This window comes from Croceicoccus sediminis, from assembly GCF_007570835.1.
GTDB lineage: Bacteria > Pseudomonadota > Alphaproteobacteria > Sphingomonadales > Sphingomonadaceae > Croceicoccus > Croceicoccus sediminis.
Genome location: NZ_SUNC01000001.1, coordinates 1,408,182 through 1,422,383, shown reverse-complemented (window position 1 = coordinate 1,422,383; position 14,202 = coordinate 1,408,182). Strand labels below are relative to the sequence as shown.

At 64.6% G+C, this 14,202-nt stretch carries 17 protein-coding genes and 1 tRNA gene; 13 read left to right on the top strand and 5 right to left on the bottom strand.

All coding sequences use genetic code 11. The features are described from left to right. The first annotated feature begins 150 nt into the window (after positions 1–150). The 12 genes from FAX90_RS06705 (at position 151) to FAX90_RS06655 (ending at position 9,119) form a co-directional block, all read left to right on the top strand. Positions 151–227 (top strand) — tRNA-His (locus FAX90_RS06705). A gap of 71 nt (positions 228–298) precedes the next feature. Continuing rightward, on the top strand, positions 299–1,357 hold the full coding sequence (locus FAX90_RS06700) for a Glu/Leu/Phe/Val family dehydrogenase (RefSeq protein WP_144096505.1): 1,059 nt from the start codon (positions 299–301) through the stop codon (positions 1,355–1,357). Between the two features lie 107 nt (positions 1,358–1,464). Continuing rightward, positions 1,465–2,235 (top strand): heme ABC transporter permease CcmC, encoded by a 771-nt coding sequence (ccmC, locus tag FAX90_RS06695; RefSeq protein WP_144096504.1) that lies wholly within the window; start codon positions 1,465–1,467, stop codon positions 2,233–2,235. After that, entirely contained in the window at positions 2,232–2,375 is a 144-nt protein-coding gene (locus FAX90_RS16540; RefSeq protein ID WP_170234885.1) for a hypothetical protein, read from the top strand. Before ccmC ends, FAX90_RS16540 begins: the two co-directional genes overlap by 4 nt. Continuing rightward, the gene (gene ccmE / locus FAX90_RS06690) at positions 2,372–2,836 is read left to right on the top strand and encodes a cytochrome c maturation protein CcmE (RefSeq protein WP_144096503.1); all 465 of its coding nucleotides are present in this window, start codon (positions 2,372–2,374) and stop codon (positions 2,834–2,836) included. The genes FAX90_RS16540 and ccmE overlap by 4 nt, the downstream gene beginning before the upstream one ends. Continuing rightward, on the top strand, positions 2,833–4,815 hold the full coding sequence (locus FAX90_RS06685) for a heme lyase CcmF/NrfE family subunit (protein ID WP_144096502.1): 1,983 nt from the start codon (positions 2,833–2,835) through the stop codon (positions 4,813–4,815). Before ccmE ends, FAX90_RS06685 begins: the two co-directional genes overlap by 4 nt. Further along, positions 4,812–5,372, top strand: a complete 561-nt coding sequence (locus FAX90_RS06680) for a DsbE family thiol:disulfide interchange protein (protein ID WP_144096501.1) — start codon at positions 4,812–4,814, stop codon at positions 5,370–5,372. Before FAX90_RS06685 ends, FAX90_RS06680 begins: the two co-directional genes overlap by 4 nt. Positions 5,373–5,407: 35 nt before the next feature. Beyond that, positions 5,408–5,797, top strand: coding sequence for a cytochrome c-type biogenesis protein (locus FAX90_RS06675; RefSeq protein WP_144096892.1), 390 nt, complete (start codon positions 5,408–5,410; stop codon positions 5,795–5,797). Then, positions 5,794–6,525, top strand: a complete 732-nt coding sequence (locus tag FAX90_RS06670; RefSeq protein ID WP_205700624.1) for a tetratricopeptide repeat protein — start codon at positions 5,794–5,796, stop codon at positions 6,523–6,525. The genes FAX90_RS06675 and FAX90_RS06670 overlap by 4 nt, the downstream gene beginning before the upstream one ends. Before the next feature lie 106 nt (positions 6,526–6,631). Then, positions 6,632–8,533 carry a potassium transporter Kup gene (locus FAX90_RS06665; protein WP_144096500.1) on the top strand — a complete coding sequence of 634 codons (1,902 nt, stop codon included), beginning with the start codon at positions 6,632–6,634 and terminating at the stop codon, positions 8,531–8,533. 21 nt (positions 8,534–8,554) lie between these two features. Further along, positions 8,555–8,881: a hypothetical protein gene (locus FAX90_RS06660; RefSeq protein ID WP_144096499.1), complete on the top strand. Its 327-nt coding sequence runs from the start codon at positions 8,555–8,557 to the stop codon at positions 8,879–8,881. A gap of 4 nt (positions 8,882–8,885) precedes the next feature. Next, positions 8,886–9,119, top strand: a complete 234-nt coding sequence (locus tag FAX90_RS06655; RefSeq protein ID WP_144096498.1) for a hypothetical protein — start codon at positions 8,886–8,888, stop codon at positions 9,117–9,119. Between the two features lie 6 nt (positions 9,120–9,125). Here the strand turns inward: FAX90_RS06655 and FAX90_RS06650 are convergent, their stop codons facing one another. Next, complete coding sequence (locus FAX90_RS06650) at positions 9,126–9,401, bottom strand: DUF1294 domain-containing protein (protein WP_144096497.1); 276 nt, start codon at positions 9,399–9,401, stop codon at positions 9,126–9,128. A 121-nt stretch (positions 9,402–9,522) separates the two neighbouring features. Between FAX90_RS06650 and FAX90_RS06645 the strand changes: the two genes are divergently transcribed. Beyond that, complete coding sequence (locus tag FAX90_RS06645) at positions 9,523–10,494, top strand: sensor histidine kinase (RefSeq protein ID WP_144096496.1); 972 nt, start codon at positions 9,523–9,525, stop codon at positions 10,492–10,494. Positions 10,495–10,553: 59 nt separating this feature from the next. On the opposite strand, the gene FAX90_RS06640 is transcribed toward FAX90_RS06645, so the two are convergent. From FAX90_RS06640 to dapF, 4 genes are read right to left on the bottom strand one after another with little or no spacing between them, the layout of a single operon-like run. Continuing rightward, entirely contained in the window at positions 10,554–11,219 is a 666-nt protein-coding gene (locus FAX90_RS06640; RefSeq protein WP_144096495.1) for an inner membrane-spanning protein YciB, read from the bottom strand. Then, positions 11,219–12,142, bottom strand: a complete 924-nt coding sequence (gene ftsY, locus FAX90_RS06635; RefSeq protein WP_144096494.1) for a signal recognition particle-docking protein FtsY — start codon at positions 12,140–12,142, stop codon at positions 11,219–11,221. Before ftsY ends, FAX90_RS06640 begins: the two co-directional genes overlap by 1 nt. Next, on the bottom strand, positions 12,139–13,362 hold the full coding sequence (locus FAX90_RS06630) for a MiaB/RimO family radical SAM methylthiotransferase (RefSeq protein WP_144096493.1): 1,224 nt from the start codon (positions 13,360–13,362) through the stop codon (positions 12,139–12,141). Before FAX90_RS06630 ends, ftsY begins: the two co-directional genes overlap by 4 nt. Further along, complete coding sequence (dapF, locus tag FAX90_RS06625) at positions 13,359–14,180, bottom strand: diaminopimelate epimerase (protein ID WP_144096492.1); 822 nt, start codon at positions 14,178–14,180, stop codon at positions 13,359–13,361. Before dapF ends, FAX90_RS06630 begins: the two co-directional genes overlap by 4 nt. Between the last annotated feature and the right edge of the window lie 22 nt (positions 14,181–14,202).

Sequence of the window (14,202 nt, the reverse complement as noted above, 5' to 3'; positions counted from 1 at the left end):
TTTCGCGCGCTGTGTTACGTTTTTTGCTTCCCTTCTCGAACGGCTTGTGCAACAGGCGCAGCCCGCCGCCGATAGCGCTTGACGCGAAGGTGTTGCAGTGAAAACAGGCCTCTTCCGCTCGCCGTCCGGCGGGCGTTCAAAAGGCTCGTGGCGACCGTAGCTCAGTTGGTTAGAGCGCCGGTTTGTGGTACCGGAGGTCGGGGGTTCGAGACCCCTCGGTCGCCCCAGTCTTCACTGCCGGAACGGGGGTGAAATCCACATCATCCGTTTCCGTACTGGAGAGGCGGCGAACACTCGTATGTGGAACAATCCCGCGTTCGACGATCACGAAAAGATCACCCTGGTAAACGACCGGAAGAGCGGACTTCGCGCCATTGTCGCGATCCACTCGACCCATCTCGGCCCCTCGGCCGGGGGTACCCGGTTCTGGCACTATGCCGACAGCGAAGCAGCCCTGACCGACGCGCTGCGCCTGTCACAGGGGATGAGCTACAAGAACGCGCTGGCGGGTCTTCCGCTGGGCGGAGGCAAGGCCGTCATCCTGGCCGATGAAAACCGCACCAAGACCGATGACATGATGCTCGCCTTTGGCGACGCCATCGAAGCATTGGGCGGCCGGTACGTCACTGCAGAGGACGTCGGCATCACCGAAGCGGACATGGCGCTCGTCAATCGCCGCACCAATTTCGTGACCGGCCTCCCGGCCAAGGGCGACGAACCGACCGTCGGTTCGGACCCCGGTCCTTTCACATCGCACGGTATTTTCCTGGGCGTGAAGCAGGCGGTGAAGCACAAGCTCGGCAAGGACAGCGTCCAAGGCGTGCACGTCGCGCTTCAGGGTGTGGGCAGCGTGGGTTCGGGTCTTGCCCGTTACCTGGCTGCCGAAGGAGCGAAGCTGACGCTGGCCGACGTGAATGCAGAGCGCGCGGCGACACTGGCGCATGAACTGGGCGGGACCAGCGTTGCCGCGGACGAGATCATGACCGTGCCTTGCGACGTTTTCAGCCCCAATGCGCTGGGCGCGATCCTGACGCCGGAATCGATCGCGGCGCTCGACTGCCCGATCGTGGCGGGCGGCGCGAACAACCAGCTTGCCACCGTAGAAGACGGCGACCTTCTGGCACAACGCGGCATCCTGTTTGCGCCAGACTATGTCATCAATGCGGGCGGCATCATTTCCGTGGCGGTGGAATACCTGTCGCGCGACGGCTCGGTGCCTGCCACTTTTGACGAGGTGAATTCCCGCATCGCGCAGATTCCGGGCCGCCTCGAACAGATCTGGCAGGAAAGCGACGCGACCGGCGTGGCCTCCAACCGGGTCGCCGATGCAATGGCGCGCAAGGTAATCGGACGCTGATCGGCCGTTTTTGAGACGAAATCTCGTCCATTAGGCCAAGGCTATCGAGTCTTGCACTTGAAGCGAGGCGCGGGCGCTGCCAAAGCGGTCGGCGAAAGCCAAGGACTATGCACGGTTTCGCCAATCCCGCCCGTTTCCTGCGCCTCGCACGCTGGATGACCCCGCTTCTGCTGGTGACTGGGCTTGTGCTCGTCGCCGGCTCGCTAGCCTGGGGGCTGTTCTACGCCCCGGCAGACCGCCTGATGGGCGAGACGGTGCGCATCCTCTATATCCACGTGCCAAGCGCGTGGCTGGGCATGGGTGGCTGGACCACGATCGCGATCGCCTCGCTGGTCGAATTGGTCTGGCGGCACCCCCTGGCGACGATCGCGGCGCGCGCCGCCGCCGTTCCTGGCGCGGTGTTTACCGCGATCTGCCTTGCCACCGGTTCCATCTGGGGCCGGCCGACGTGGGGCACGTGGTGGGTCTGGGACGGGCGGCTGACCTCCATGCTCGTCCTGCTGTTTCTCTATTTCGCCTACCTCGCGCTGGCCAATGCCGCGCAGAAGGACGGCATCGGCGCGGGTAGCCGCGTGACCGCGATCTTCGGTCTGGTCGGCGCGATCAACGTGCCGATCATCAACCGCTCGGTCGTCTGGTGGAACTCGCTGCACCAACCGGCCAGCATTACCATGGGCAAATCGGCGATCGATCCGGCCTTCCTCTGGCCGCTGCTGATCTGTGCCTTGGGCTTTTCGCTGCTGTTCGGCGGCGTGGTGCTGGCCCGGATGCGCGCCATCCTTGCCGATTTCCAGGCCGAGGCGCGCCTGCGCCGCCGTGCCCAAAGGGAACTGGCGACGGGCCGGGCAATGTCCTCGGTAGAGGGAGCAGCCACGTGAACGAGGGTCTGGACCACTGGCCGTTCGTGATCGCGGCCTATGTCATCGGCATCGGCGGCACGCTGGCGATGGTGGTGTGGAGCTGGATTGCCATGCGCCGCGCCGAAGCCCGCAGGGACGCAGCCAAGGGACGCAAATGAGCACAGCCTTGAAGCCAAAGCACCAGCGCCTCGTGCTGGTTATCCTTGCGCTCGTCGTGCTGATCGGCGCGGCGCTTCTGGCCATCTGGGGCCTGCGCGGCCAGGCCAGCTATTTCTACGTGCCCAGCGATATCGCGTCCGATCCGCCCGAACCGGGCCGTGCGGTGCGTCTGGGTGGCATGGTACAACAGGGCTCGATCCAGACGCTGGCCGACGGGGTAACCGTCGCTTTCGTCGTCGGTGACGGCAAGGCGACCGTGCCCGTACGCTATACCGGCATTACGCCGGACCTGTTCGTCGAAGGGTCGGGCGTCGTTGCCGATGGCCGCCTTGATGCCGACGGGACATTCGTTGCCGACAGCCTTCTGGCCAAACATGACGAGAACTACATGCCCCGCGAACTGGAAGAGATGAGCGAGGCACAGGCCAAGGCCGTCGTCGCGGAGACGACCGCGCAATGATTGCCGAGGCAGGCCTGGCCCTATTGTGGTTCGCCGCCGCGCTGGCGCTGTTGCAGCTTTTCGCCAGCGTCATGACGCTCGTCGGCGGGCAGAGCGAGGCGGAGATGGGCGGCGTCGTCCGCCCCGCTGCGATCATGCAGGGGCCGCTCGTCGCGCTCTCGTTCCTGATGCTGATGTGGCTGTTCATCCGCACCGATCTCTCGGTCCTGCTGGTCGCCTCCAATTCGCACAGCGCCAAGCCGTTCATTTTCAAGCTGGCCGGCACATGGGGCAACCACGAAGGCTCGATGCTGCTGTGGGTCACGGTCATGGCCATGTCGGGTTCGCTCGTCGCGCTGGTCGAACGGCGACTGCCCGAACGCACGATGATCGCCACGCTGGCTGCGCAGGCCTTTGTCAGCCTGGGCTTCTATGCCTTCCTGCTATTCTCCTCGAACCCGTTCGAGCGGTTGGCGACGCCGGTCCCCGAAGGAAATGGCCTCAACCCGCTCTTGCAGGATATTGGCCTCGCCTTCCATCCGCCCACTCTTTACATCGGTTATGTCGGGCTTTCGGTGGCATTTTCCTTTGCGGTCGGTGCGCTGCTGACGCGCGAGGTCGGCCCGGCCTTCGCCCGCGCCATGCGGCCCTGGGTGTTGGGCAGCTGGATATTTCTGACCATCGGTATCACCGCGGGTTCCTACTGGGCCTATTACGAACTGGGCTGGGGTGGCTGGTGGTTCTGGGACCCGGTCGAAAACGCCTCGCTCATGCCGTGGCTGGCGGCGACCGCGCTGCTGCACTCGGCATCGGTCCTGGCCTCGCGCGATGCGCTGCGGACGTGGACGATCATGCTGGGCGTCGTGGCGTTTTCGATGTCGATGGTCGGTACCTTCCTCGTGCGCTCGGGCATTCTCACCTCGGTTCACGCATTCGCGGTCGATCCCGAACGCGGCAGCTTCATCCTGGCCTTGCTGGCGATCTATATCGGCGGGGCGCTGGCCCTGTTCGGCGCGCGTGCGAGCACCGTGAACGAGGGCAAGCAGTTCAGCCTCGTCAGCCGTGAGGCGGGACTGGTCTTCAACAACGTGGCGCTCTCGGCGATTCTGGGCATCGTCCTGCTCGGCACGCTCTACCCGCTGCTGACCGAGGCGTTCGACACCAAGGTTTCGGTCGGCCCGCCCTATTTCAATCCCGTCGGCGCGATCTTCGCCTTGCCGATGATCGTGGTCATGGCCATCGGCCCGCTGCTGCGCTGGCGGCGCGACAGTTTCGACCGGATCGCCAAAGTGCTGATCCTGCCTGCGGTGCTGACCGCGGGCGTGATTGTCGGCGCGGTCGTCCTTGCGCCGGGCATCGGCCTGCTTCCGCTATTAGGTCTTGCGCTGTCGATCGGGCTGGGCATCGCCAGCCTGTTGCCGCTTTTGGGCCGCAACCTGCTGCGCACCCCGCTGGCGACATGGGGCATGGTGCTCGGCCACTTCGGTCTTGCCGTCGCCCTGTTCGGCATGGCGAGCGAGAGTGCGTTTTCGACCGAAAGGCTCGTCGCCGCGGAAATCGGGGATACGGTCGAAGTCGGCCCCTGGTCGATCGAACTGGTCGGTATCGATCCGGTCGCCGGTCCCAACTGGACCGCGCTGGAGGCGAACATCAACGCCCGCTACGAAGGCGGCGATCCGATCTCGCTCCACCCGCAATCGCGCAATTTCACGCAGCCACCGATGACCACCAGCGAATCGGCGCTGTCGACGCGCTGGAACGGTCAGCTTTATGCCGTCGTGGGCGAAGAAGGCCTCGACGGGCGCTGGCAGCTTCGGCTGTGGTGGAAACCGTTCGTTCCGCTGATCTGGATCGGCGGTCTGATCGTCGCGCTGGGCGGCGCGCTGGCGCTGCTTGGCCGCTTGCTGGGCGACATGCGCAAGGCGCACCAGGTTCGCCGCATCGCCCAGCGGCGTGAGGATAACCCGCTGCACGGCGCCGCACCGGAACCTGCCGAATGAGCGGGACGGAAAAGAAACCGGGCAAGCGCTGGGCGATCTGGCTACCGCTGGTCCTGTTCGGCGTGTTTTTCGTGCTGGTCATGAACGGGCTGGTGCGCCCTGCGAATCGCGATATCGAAAGCGCGATGGTTGGCAAGATGCTGCCCGAATTCACCCTTCCCGCCGGTGTCGACGAACGCCCCGGCCTTGCCACCGACGATTTCCGGCAGGGCGAGGTTCGCCTGCTCAACGTCTTTGCCAGCTGGTGCGTGCCTTGCGCGGCAGAGGCGCCGCAACTTGACGAGCTGGCCCGTGCGGGCGTCCCGATCGACGGTGTCGCTATCCGCGACCGCACGCAGGACATCGCCCGTTTTCTGGCCCGCTACGGCAATCCCTTCGCCACCATTGGCAAAGACGATATCAGCGAAGTGCAGCTGGGCATCGGGTCTTCCGGCGTGCCGGAAACTTTCGTGATCGATGGCACCGGCACGATCCGCTATCAGCATATCGGCCCGATCATGGAGCGTGACGTGCAGATCATCCTTTCCGAAGTGAAGAAGGCGCAAACCCCGCTGTGACCCGCGCTCTTGCCCTCCTGGCCCTGATCGCCGCCATGCTGGCCGTCCCCGTTGCTGCGCAGGACCAGCTGCCGCCCGCGCCCTATGCCTATCGCCAGCTCGAAGACCCGGCGCAGGAGCAGAAGGCGCAGGACCTGATGGAGACGCTGCGCTGTCTCAAGTGCCAGAGCCAGTCGATCGCCGATTCCGACGCCTCGATGGCAGGGGACATGCGCAATCAGGTCCGCCTGCGCATCAAGGCGGGCGAAGAGCCTGAGGCGATCCGCGCATGGCTGGTCGAACGATATGGCGAATATGTCAGCTACAAGCCTGAACTGACCACGCTGACCTGGCCGCTTTTCGCCGCGCCGCTGGTCTTGTTGCTGCTAGCGCTTCTGCTGCTGCGCAAACGGTTCATCCGGCGTCTGCCGGAAGGAGAGGAATGATGGGCTGGGCCATTGCCATTGGCATTGCGGTCGTCACCTTCTGCGTGCTGGTCTTCGTGGTGAAACTGCCGCGCGGAGGGCGCGAATTTGCCGCGGCCGCATTGCTGATCGGCTTGTCGGGCTATGCCCTGCAGGGGTCTCCGTCCGAAGCCGGATCGCCCACTCCGCCGCGCGAAACCGAAGAAACGGGTCAGGCCGCCCTGATCGAGGCGCGTCAGGCCATGGGCAACAAGTTCGGCGAAGGGCGCAACCTGCTCATCACTGCCGATGCGATGGCGCGGCGCGGACAATTCGCAACGGCGGCGGGTATCCTGAAAGTCGCGCTGAAAAGTTCGCCGAACGATCCGGACCTGTGGCTGGCACTGGGCAACGCGCTGGTCGGGCATTCGGGCGGGATCATCACGCCGGCCTCGCTCTACGCGTTTCAACGCGCCGCCGACATTGCGCCCGAACATCCCGGCCCGCCCTTCTTCACCGGCCTCGCGTTGGCGCAGTCGGGACAGTTCGAGGATGCCCGCGCGATCTGGCAGGAACTCATGAACCGCCCCGGCGACCCGGAGGAGGCATGGCGTGCCGATCTTGCGGCCCGTATCGAACGACTCGATGCGATCATTGCGATGCAATCGGGCCAAGGCGTACCTGCGGCAGCCGAACAAATGCCGTCTGGCCCGGTGCCGGTGGAGCAGGAAACCCCGGATTCCGTAGGGTCAGACGGTCCCGCTTCGTGACGGGGCGCCACCTTTTCTTGCAGGTGCGAATAACCGCTGCTAATCGCCTGCCCCCGTTGGCCTGTCGGTTTCGATCCGTGGCCGCAACAAGGGACGAAAACCGGGCATGAGCCACTCCGCATCCGGAGAAGACGCGCGCACCAGCGCCAAGCTGAAGCTGGCTGCAGGCGCGGTCGGCATCGTGTTTGGCGACATCGGTACCAGCCCGCTCTACGCGTTTCGCGAAACATTCGTCGGCCCGCACCCGCTGACGCTCGACCGCTTGCACATCCTCGGCGTCGTCAGCCTGATTTTCTGGTCGATGACGCTTGTCGTGTCGCTGCAATACGTCACGATCCTGATGCGCGCCGACAACAAGGGGCAGGGGGGCAGCCTTGCCCTGCTGGCCCTGATCTCGCGTCATATCGGCCGGTCCAAATATGGCTGGATAACCGTCCTGCTCGGCGTCCTGGCGACTTCGCTGTTCTACGGCGATTCCATGATTACGCCCGCCATTTCGGTCCTTTCCGCGGTCGAGGGCCTGACCGTCGTCGAAAAACGGTTCGAAGTCTGGGTCATCCCGATCGCGCTTGCCCTGCTGATCTTCCTGTTCCTGCTGCAACGGCGCGGAACGGCCAAAGTCGGCGCGCTCTTCGCACCGGTGATGGTGACCTACTTCATCGTGCTGGCCGTGCTGGGCCTGGTGCAGATCTTCTACAATCCCGGCGTGCTGGTGGCACTAAACCCCTGGTACGCGGTGCAGTTTTTCATCGTCGACAAGTGGCTGGCGTTCCTGGCGCTCGGCTCGGTCGTGCTGGCCGTGACCGGGGCAGAGGCGCTCTATGCCGACATGGGGCATTTCGGGCGCGGGCCGCTGCGCCTGTCGTGGTTCGGGTTCGTGATGCCCGCGCTGCTGCTGAACTATTTCGGACAGGCCGCGATGGTGACCAGCCTTACCGGTGCGGACGCGGCAGAGGCGATCCAGAACCCGTTCTTCATGATGGCGCCCGACATCCTGCGCCTGCCGCTGGTTATCCTCGCGATGTGCGCGACGTTCATCGCCAGCCAGGCGGTGATATCGGGCGCGTTCTCGGTGACGCACCAGGCGATGCAACTGGGCTTCATTCCGCGCCTTTCTATCCTGCACACCAGCGAGACCGAGGCAGGGCAGATCTACATTCCCTTCATCAACTGGGCCCTGATGGTCGCAGTCATCCTGCTGGTGCTGACGTTCCAGAACTCGTCGAACCTTGCCAGCGCCTATGGCATCGCGGTGACCGGCGCGATGGTGATCGACACCTGCCTCATGGCCGTCCTGCTGTTCGCGGTGTGGAAGTGGAAGTGGTGGTGGGCCGTTCCGGTCATCATCCTCTTCTTCGTCGTCGACGGGGCCTATTTCGCGGCGAACGCCACCAAGATCCCCGATGGCGGCTGGTTCCCGCTGCTGGTCGGCGCTGCGGCTTTCACTCTGCTGACGACCTGGGCCAAGGGCCGCAAGCTGATGCGCGAACGCATGACCGAGGTTGCCCTGCCGATCGAGATTTTCGCCAAAAGCGCGGCCAATTCGGCCACCCGCGTTCCGGGCACGGCGATCTTCATGGCGTCGAGCACGGCGGGCGTTCCTTCTGCGCTGCTTCACAACATCAAGCACAACAAGGTCCTGCACGACCGCGTCGTGGTGTTGACCGTCAGCATCGCCGAGGAGCCTTACGTCGATCCGAACAACCGGGCCGAGATCGAGGATCTGGGCGACGGGTTCTATCGCGTCGTGCTGCGTTACGGCTTCATGGAAGAAACGGACGTTCCGGCCGCGCTGAAGAAGATCGACAACTGCGGCGGCATGTTCGACATGATGCAGACCAGTTTCTTCCTTTCGCGACAGACGCTGCTGCCCAGCGAGAAACCGGCGATGATGCTGTGGCGGGAAAAGATCTTCAGCTGGATGCTGCGTAATGCGGCAACCGCGATGGAATTCTTCCGCCTGCCCACGAACCGCGTCGTCGAACTGGGCTCTCAGGTCAGGATCTGACCTGACCGCGATGGCGTCTTGATGGCCGAAAGCAAGCCAACGGCATACGACGCGGGCAAGGCCCTCATGATTGGCGGAATCGTCAGCGGCATATTCATCGTCTGGGGCATCCCGCTGCTCGCCGTGGCGGCCGGACTGGCGCAAAGCGGGTGGCTCGACTGGATCGTCATGCCGCTGCTGGTCGTGTGGGTCGTGCTGTTCGGCATACGCAGCTTGCTGATCCGCTGCCCGAATTGCGGCAAATCTATATTCCGGCGCGGGATATGGAGCGTGTTCTGGCCTGAAAAGACCTGTTCGCGATGTGGCACCGACCTCACCGCGGTAAGCCCGAAGGGCCGCGATGCCTAGGGGAATGCTCCTCATCACGACAGCCGCGCTGATGGTGTCGGCCTGTGCCAGCGAGGCGAAGCGGCACGAAGACGAATACACGATCATGCGCCGCTCCAACGCGACCAGTGCCGAGCTTTGCGAAAAGGCGAAAACGATCGCCGGAATCTACGAGCGGGAAGAGAACGCCAGGGGTTTCGAGCGGTGGGACCAGGTCGCCTATGTCCACTGCCTCGACGTGGAACTGGGCATTATCTGACCGGGCTCATATCGCGCCGAGCAGGAACCAGCCAATCAGGCCGCCCGCCTGCAGGACGGCAATGACCTGCAGTCGGGTCGAAAACGGCTCTTTGCGCGTCTTGTGGCGAAATACCTTGCGCGCCAGAAACGCGCCCGGCGACCCGCCGATGAGCGCAAGGCCCAGCAGGTGCCCCTCCGGCACGCGCCAGCCGCCGTTCATGGCCCGCGACTTGTCATGCCAGAACTGGCCGACGGTCCAGACGTTGATAGCCAGAAGATAGAGAGCGAGCTTTACGAACATGGCGGCAGGTTTAGTGCAGAATTGGTGAATCAACGGTTTGCTGGCTGTGGTTGCTCAAGCTCGCGCATGTTGCCGACTGCTTCGCGTGACACGCATCCCGCGAACATCTACGTACATACCCATGCCCGATATCCAAGCTTTCGAGTCTCGCAGTGCCGAACACCTGCGGCTGGTCATCGAGACGAGCAAGATCGGGATATGGGAACTCGACCTGGAAACCGGCCGTGCGGTGCGCAACCAGACGCACGACAGGATTTTCGGATATTCCGAGCCTGTGCCCGACTGGACATACGACACTTTTCTCGACCACATGGACGAAGCGGACCGGGGCAGGGTCGACGAGCTGCAGAAGACTGCGATCGGGAACGGAACCGAATGGGGTTTCGAATCCCGGATCAGGACAGCGGACGGTCGCGATCGCTGGATCAGCGTGGCGGGGCGCCCGCTTGAGGACGAGAGCGGGCACACGGTCAAGCTGATCGGCCATGTCATCGACATCACCGATACGAAGCGGAACGAAGCCCGCCTGCAGCTGATCACCGAAGAGCTGAACCATCGGGTCCGCAACATCCTTTCGATGATCAAGAGCATGATCGCGCTTACGGCGAGGAGGGCGACGGACATTCCGTCGTTTTCAAGCTCGCTCGAAGGCCGCATCGGCGCGCTTGCCCGCAGTCATAGCCTGCTGGTTGGCCATGAAGTTGCCGATATGAAGCCGAGCGCGATCCTGGAAACCGAGCTTTTGGCGTTCCAGGAGCTGCAGGACAGGGTCAGCATCGATGCGCAGGACGAACCGTCGCTTACCCCGTCCGGGAGCCAGGGGCTCGCACTCGTCTTTCACGAGCTGATTACCAACGCGATCAAGTACGGCGCGCTTTCCAACGATGCCGGTCAGGTCGCGGTGGAAATCGTCAGACATGGCCGATCCGCAAGCATCGTCTGGACCGAACGTGGCGGGCCGCCCGTCGATGCCGGTAACGACAAGGGGTTTGGATCGGTGCTGATCGAAAAGGCGCTTTCCTCCCATGGGTCGGTGGAACTCGACCTTTTACGGGACGGCGTCGTCTGCCGGATCGAACTCGAAGTGCTTTAGGCAGGGTTCGGGGCGCTATCCGACGATGCGCTCTCGCTTTCCGCCCCGTTTCCGCCGGTTCAGGCCGGCGGATGCTCCGTCACCGCTTCTTCCTCTTCCTCCTTGCCCAGACCCTCGCGCAGCATCATCGGCAGCTGGGTGAAGGTGAACAGGAACGACAGCGGCAGGAAGACCCATAGTTTTGCAGCAAGCCATGCATCGAAGCTGAGCGTGGCGCGCAGCACTTCGTTCAGCGCGGCCAGCGCGATGAAATAGAAGCCCCAGTTGCGCGACAGGTTCATCCAGCCCTTGTCCGATAGCCCTTCGAACGCGGCGTCGAGCAGATATTTGAGCAGCGCCTTGCCGCGCCAAACGCCAAACAACAGCGCCACGGCGAAGACGACGTAGATGATCGTCGGCTTCACCTGCACGAAGACCGGGTCCTGGAACAGGATGGTCAATCCGCCGAAGAACACGATCAGCGCGGTCGACAGCATGAGCATGGGCGTGACGTGGCCCAGCTTCCACTTCGACACGGCCACCGCGATCACGGCGGCGGCGATGAAGGCGCCGGTGCCCTTCACGATGGCCAGAACCTCGCCGACGGCGTTGCCGTCTTCCGAGGGGCTGAACCACTTGTAGACGAGGAAGAAGACGAGCAGCGGCCCGTAGTCGATCGCGATGTTGAGCCAGCCGCTTTTCGCTTTCGGCTTGGCGGCGGGCTTCGTTTCAGGCGTCTCGGTCATCAGGCCACTCCCGCAATGACGCGCGCGACCAGATCGGGATCGAACGGGCGCAAGTCGTCGATTTTCTCGCCCACGCCGATGGCATGGATGGGAAGTCCGTACTGTTCCGCCGCCGCGACCAGAACGCCGCCGCGCGCCGTGCCGTCAAGCTTCGTCATGACGAGCCCGGTGACGCCCGCGACTTCCTTGAACACGTCGATCTGTTGCAGCGCGTTCTGCCCGTTCGTGGCGTCGAGCACGAGGACGACATCGTGCGGCGCTTCGGGGTTGAGGCGGCCCAAAACCTTTCGGATCTTGGTCAGCTCGTCCATCAACTCGCGCTTGTTCTGCAAGCGGCCTGCGGTGTCGACGATCAACGCGTCGCTGCCCTTTTCGGTCGCGGCCTTCACGCCGTCGAACACCACCGATGCCGGATCGCCGCCTTCCGGGCCGGTGACGATGGGCACGCCGATCCGATCGGCCCATACCTTGAGCTGTCCGATGGCGGCGGCGCGGAACGTGTCGCCTGCGGCCAGCATGACGGAGTAGTCGTCTTCCTGGAACAGGTGCGCCAGCTTTGCGATCGTCGTCGTCTTGCCGCTGCCGTTGACGCCGATGACCAGCACGACATGCGGGCGCGGGAAGGCGGTGACTTCGAGCGGCTTGGCCACGGGGCGTAGGATTTCTGCGATTTCCGCGGCAACGGCCTCGGAAATGGCACGCTCGTCCGCGCCGCGTTCGAACCGGCGTTCGGCTACCGCGTCACGGATGCGCATCGCAGCGCGCGGGCCAAGGTCCGACATGATGAGCGCGTCTTCCAGCTCGTCCAGCTGATCCTCGGTCAGCTTCGTCGCGCCGCTCCCCAAGGTGCCGAGGTTGCCCGACAGCCGCTCGCTCGTCTTGCGGAATCCTCCGAAAAGCCGGTCTGACCAGCTCTCGCTCATACTCTCTCTCCGATTAGCAGACCGTCCGCCGCGCCGGTGATGCGCATGGAGACGATGTCGCCGCCGCGCACGCCATCGGGCAGGCGGACGGGCGCGAAATTGGGGGTGTGACCGGTGCCGTCGTTCTCGCCCAGCACAGACTGCACGCTGTCGATCATCGCGCCAAGCCAGTCGGCGCGGGACTTTGCGACGGCGGCGCGCATTTCGGCCGCGCGGGCCTTGATCGTCGCCGCATCGAGTTGCGGCATTCGTGCCGCCGGGGTGCCGGGGCGCGGGCTGAAGGGAAAGACGTGGCCGTGAACGACCGCGCATTCGCGGATCACCGACAGGTTCGCCTCGTGCATCGCCTCGTCCTCGGTCGGGAAGCCGGCGATAAGGTCCGCGCCGATGGCGATGTCGGGGCGACGGGCCTTGAGGCGGGATACGAGTTCGACCGCGTCGCGGCGCGAGTGGCGCCGTTTCATGCGCTTCAGGATCAGGTCGTGCCCGTGCTGAAGCGAAAGGTGAAGATGCGGCATGACCCGCCTCTCACCCGCGAACAGCTCTTCCAGTGCGCCATCGATCTCGGCCCCGTCGATGGAAGACATGCGGATGCGTTCAAGGGACGGGAAAGCGCGCAGCACTTCGCCGACAAGCGTGCCCAGCGCGGGCGAGCCGGGCAAGTCGTGGCCCCAGCTGGTCACGTCCACGCCGGTCAGCACCACTTCGGGCGAGCCCTGTTCAAGGTGCATCTCGATCTCGGACAGGACCTGCGGCACGGTGAGCGAGCGGCTCTCGCCCCGTCCTTGCGGAATGACGCAGAAGGTACAGGCATGGTCGCACCCGTTCTGGACCGCGACGAAGGCGCGGGTGCGGGCCGTCGCCGCGGTGCTGGTGCCCTGGTGGACGCGGACCGGCGGCATGGCCGCAGCATTGTGGCCCGCGTTCCAGCTTTGCGGTTCCAGCTTGGCAATATTGGCAACCAGGGCGTCGACTTCGGGCATGGCGGCAAGCTGTTCGCGTTCGATGTCGGCGGCGCATCCGGTGACCAGCAGGCGGGCATCGGGGCGGCGGCGGCGCAACCGGCGGATGGCGCGGCGCGTCTGGCGCACCGCCTCTTCCGTGACGGCGCAGGAATTGACGACAACGGTATCGTCGCGCCCGGCCAGCATGGCGCGGATCCGGTCGCTTTCCGCCGCGTTGAGCCGGCAGCCCAAGGTAATCACTTCGGGCGCGTTCAAGCGTAGTCGCCCCAGTCGAACGACCCGGTGTAGCTGACCGTCGCAGGGCCGGTCATGGTGATCCTGTTGTCCCCGTCCCACGCGATGACCAGCGAGCCGCCGGGCAGGGTGACCGTCACTTCGCGGTCCACAAGGCCGCGCCGCATCGCTGCGATGGCCGTGGCGCAGGCACCGGTGCCGCAAGCCCGCGTTATGCCTGCGCCGCGTTCCCACACGCGCAGGGTGATCGCATCGCGCGCGGTGACGGCAGCGACGTTGACGTTGACGCGTTCAGGAAACACCGGATCTTTTTCGATTACCGGACCGATGGCGGCAAGGTCGATGGCATAGGCATCGTCGACGAAGAAGACCGCGTGGGGATTGCCCACGTTCACCGCGACCGGGTTTTCCAGTTCGCCATCGTCGAGCGGCCAGCCGACAGGCATGGCCAGGGTATCCATTGCATAGCCCAGCGGGATCGCCTGCCAATCGAAACGCGGCTCACCCATGTCTACCGCGATGCCGCGCTCGTCGGGCCGGGCCATGATGATGCCGCCCAGCGTCTCCAGGCTGACTTCGCCGCCGATCAGCAGGCCGACCGCGCGGGTGGCGTTGCCGCAGGCCTCGACCTCTCCACCGTCGGAATTGAAGATCCGCATGCGCCAGTCGGCGCTCTCGCTCGGCTCGATCAGGACAAGCTGGTCACAGCCGATGCCGGTGTGCCGGTCGGCAAGGGCCGCCACGACATCGCGGGTCAGCGGCGGCAGGGCATGGTCGCGCGCATCCAGCACGACGAAGTCGTTGCCCAGGCCATGCATCTTGGTGAACGCGATCCGCATGGCCCGCATCTATGCACCCGCG

Bases quoted from the DNA above. Each gene is read 5' to 3' on its own strand.
- FAX90_RS06700 (WP_144096505.1), top strand. From the start codon at position 299: ATGTGGAACAATCCCGCGTTCGACGATCACGAAAAGATCACCCTGGTA.
- ccmC (WP_144096504.1), top strand. From the start codon at position 1,465: ATGCACGGTTTCGCCAATCCCGCCCGTTTCCTGCGCCTCGCACGCTGG.
- ccmE (WP_144096503.1), top strand. From the start codon at position 2,372: ATGAGCACAGCCTTGAAGCCAAAGCACCAGCGCCTCGTGCTGGTTATC.
- FAX90_RS06685 (WP_144096502.1), top strand. From the start codon at position 2,833: ATGATTGCCGAGGCAGGCCTGGCCCTATTGTGGTTCGCCGCCGCGCTG.
- FAX90_RS06680 (WP_144096501.1), top strand. From the start codon at position 4,812: ATGAGCGGGACGGAAAAGAAACCGGGCAAGCGCTGGGCGATCTGGCTA.
- FAX90_RS06675 (WP_144096892.1), top strand. From the start codon at position 5,408: ATGCTGGCCGTCCCCGTTGCTGCGCAGGACCAGCTGCCGCCCGCGCCC.
- FAX90_RS06670 (WP_205700624.1), top strand. From the start codon at position 5,794: ATGATGGGCTGGGCCATTGCCATTGGCATTGCGGTCGTCACCTTCTGC.
- FAX90_RS06665 (WP_144096500.1), top strand. From the start codon at position 6,632: ATGAGCCACTCCGCATCCGGAGAAGACGCGCGCACCAGCGCCAAGCTG.
- FAX90_RS06660 (WP_144096499.1), top strand. From the start codon at position 8,555: ATGGCCGAAAGCAAGCCAACGGCATACGACGCGGGCAAGGCCCTCATG.
- FAX90_RS06655 (WP_144096498.1), top strand. From the start codon at position 8,886: ATGCTCCTCATCACGACAGCCGCGCTGATGGTGTCGGCCTGTGCCAGC.
- FAX90_RS06650 (WP_144096497.1), bottom strand. From the start codon at position 9,401: ATGTTCGTAAAGCTCGCTCTCTATCTTCTGGCTATCAACGTCTGGACC.
- FAX90_RS06645 (WP_144096496.1), top strand. From the start codon at position 9,523: ATGCCCGATATCCAAGCTTTCGAGTCTCGCAGTGCCGAACACCTGCGG.
- FAX90_RS06640 (WP_144096495.1), bottom strand. From the start codon at position 11,219: ATGACCGAGACGCCTGAAACGAAGCCCGCCGCCAAGCCGAAAGCGAAA.
- ftsY (WP_144096494.1), bottom strand. From the start codon at position 12,142: ATGAGCGAGAGCTGGTCAGACCGGCTTTTCGGAGGATTCCGCAAGACG.
- dapF (WP_144096492.1), bottom strand. From the start codon at position 14,180: ATGCGGATCGCGTTCACCAAGATGCATGGCCTGGGCAACGACTTCGTC.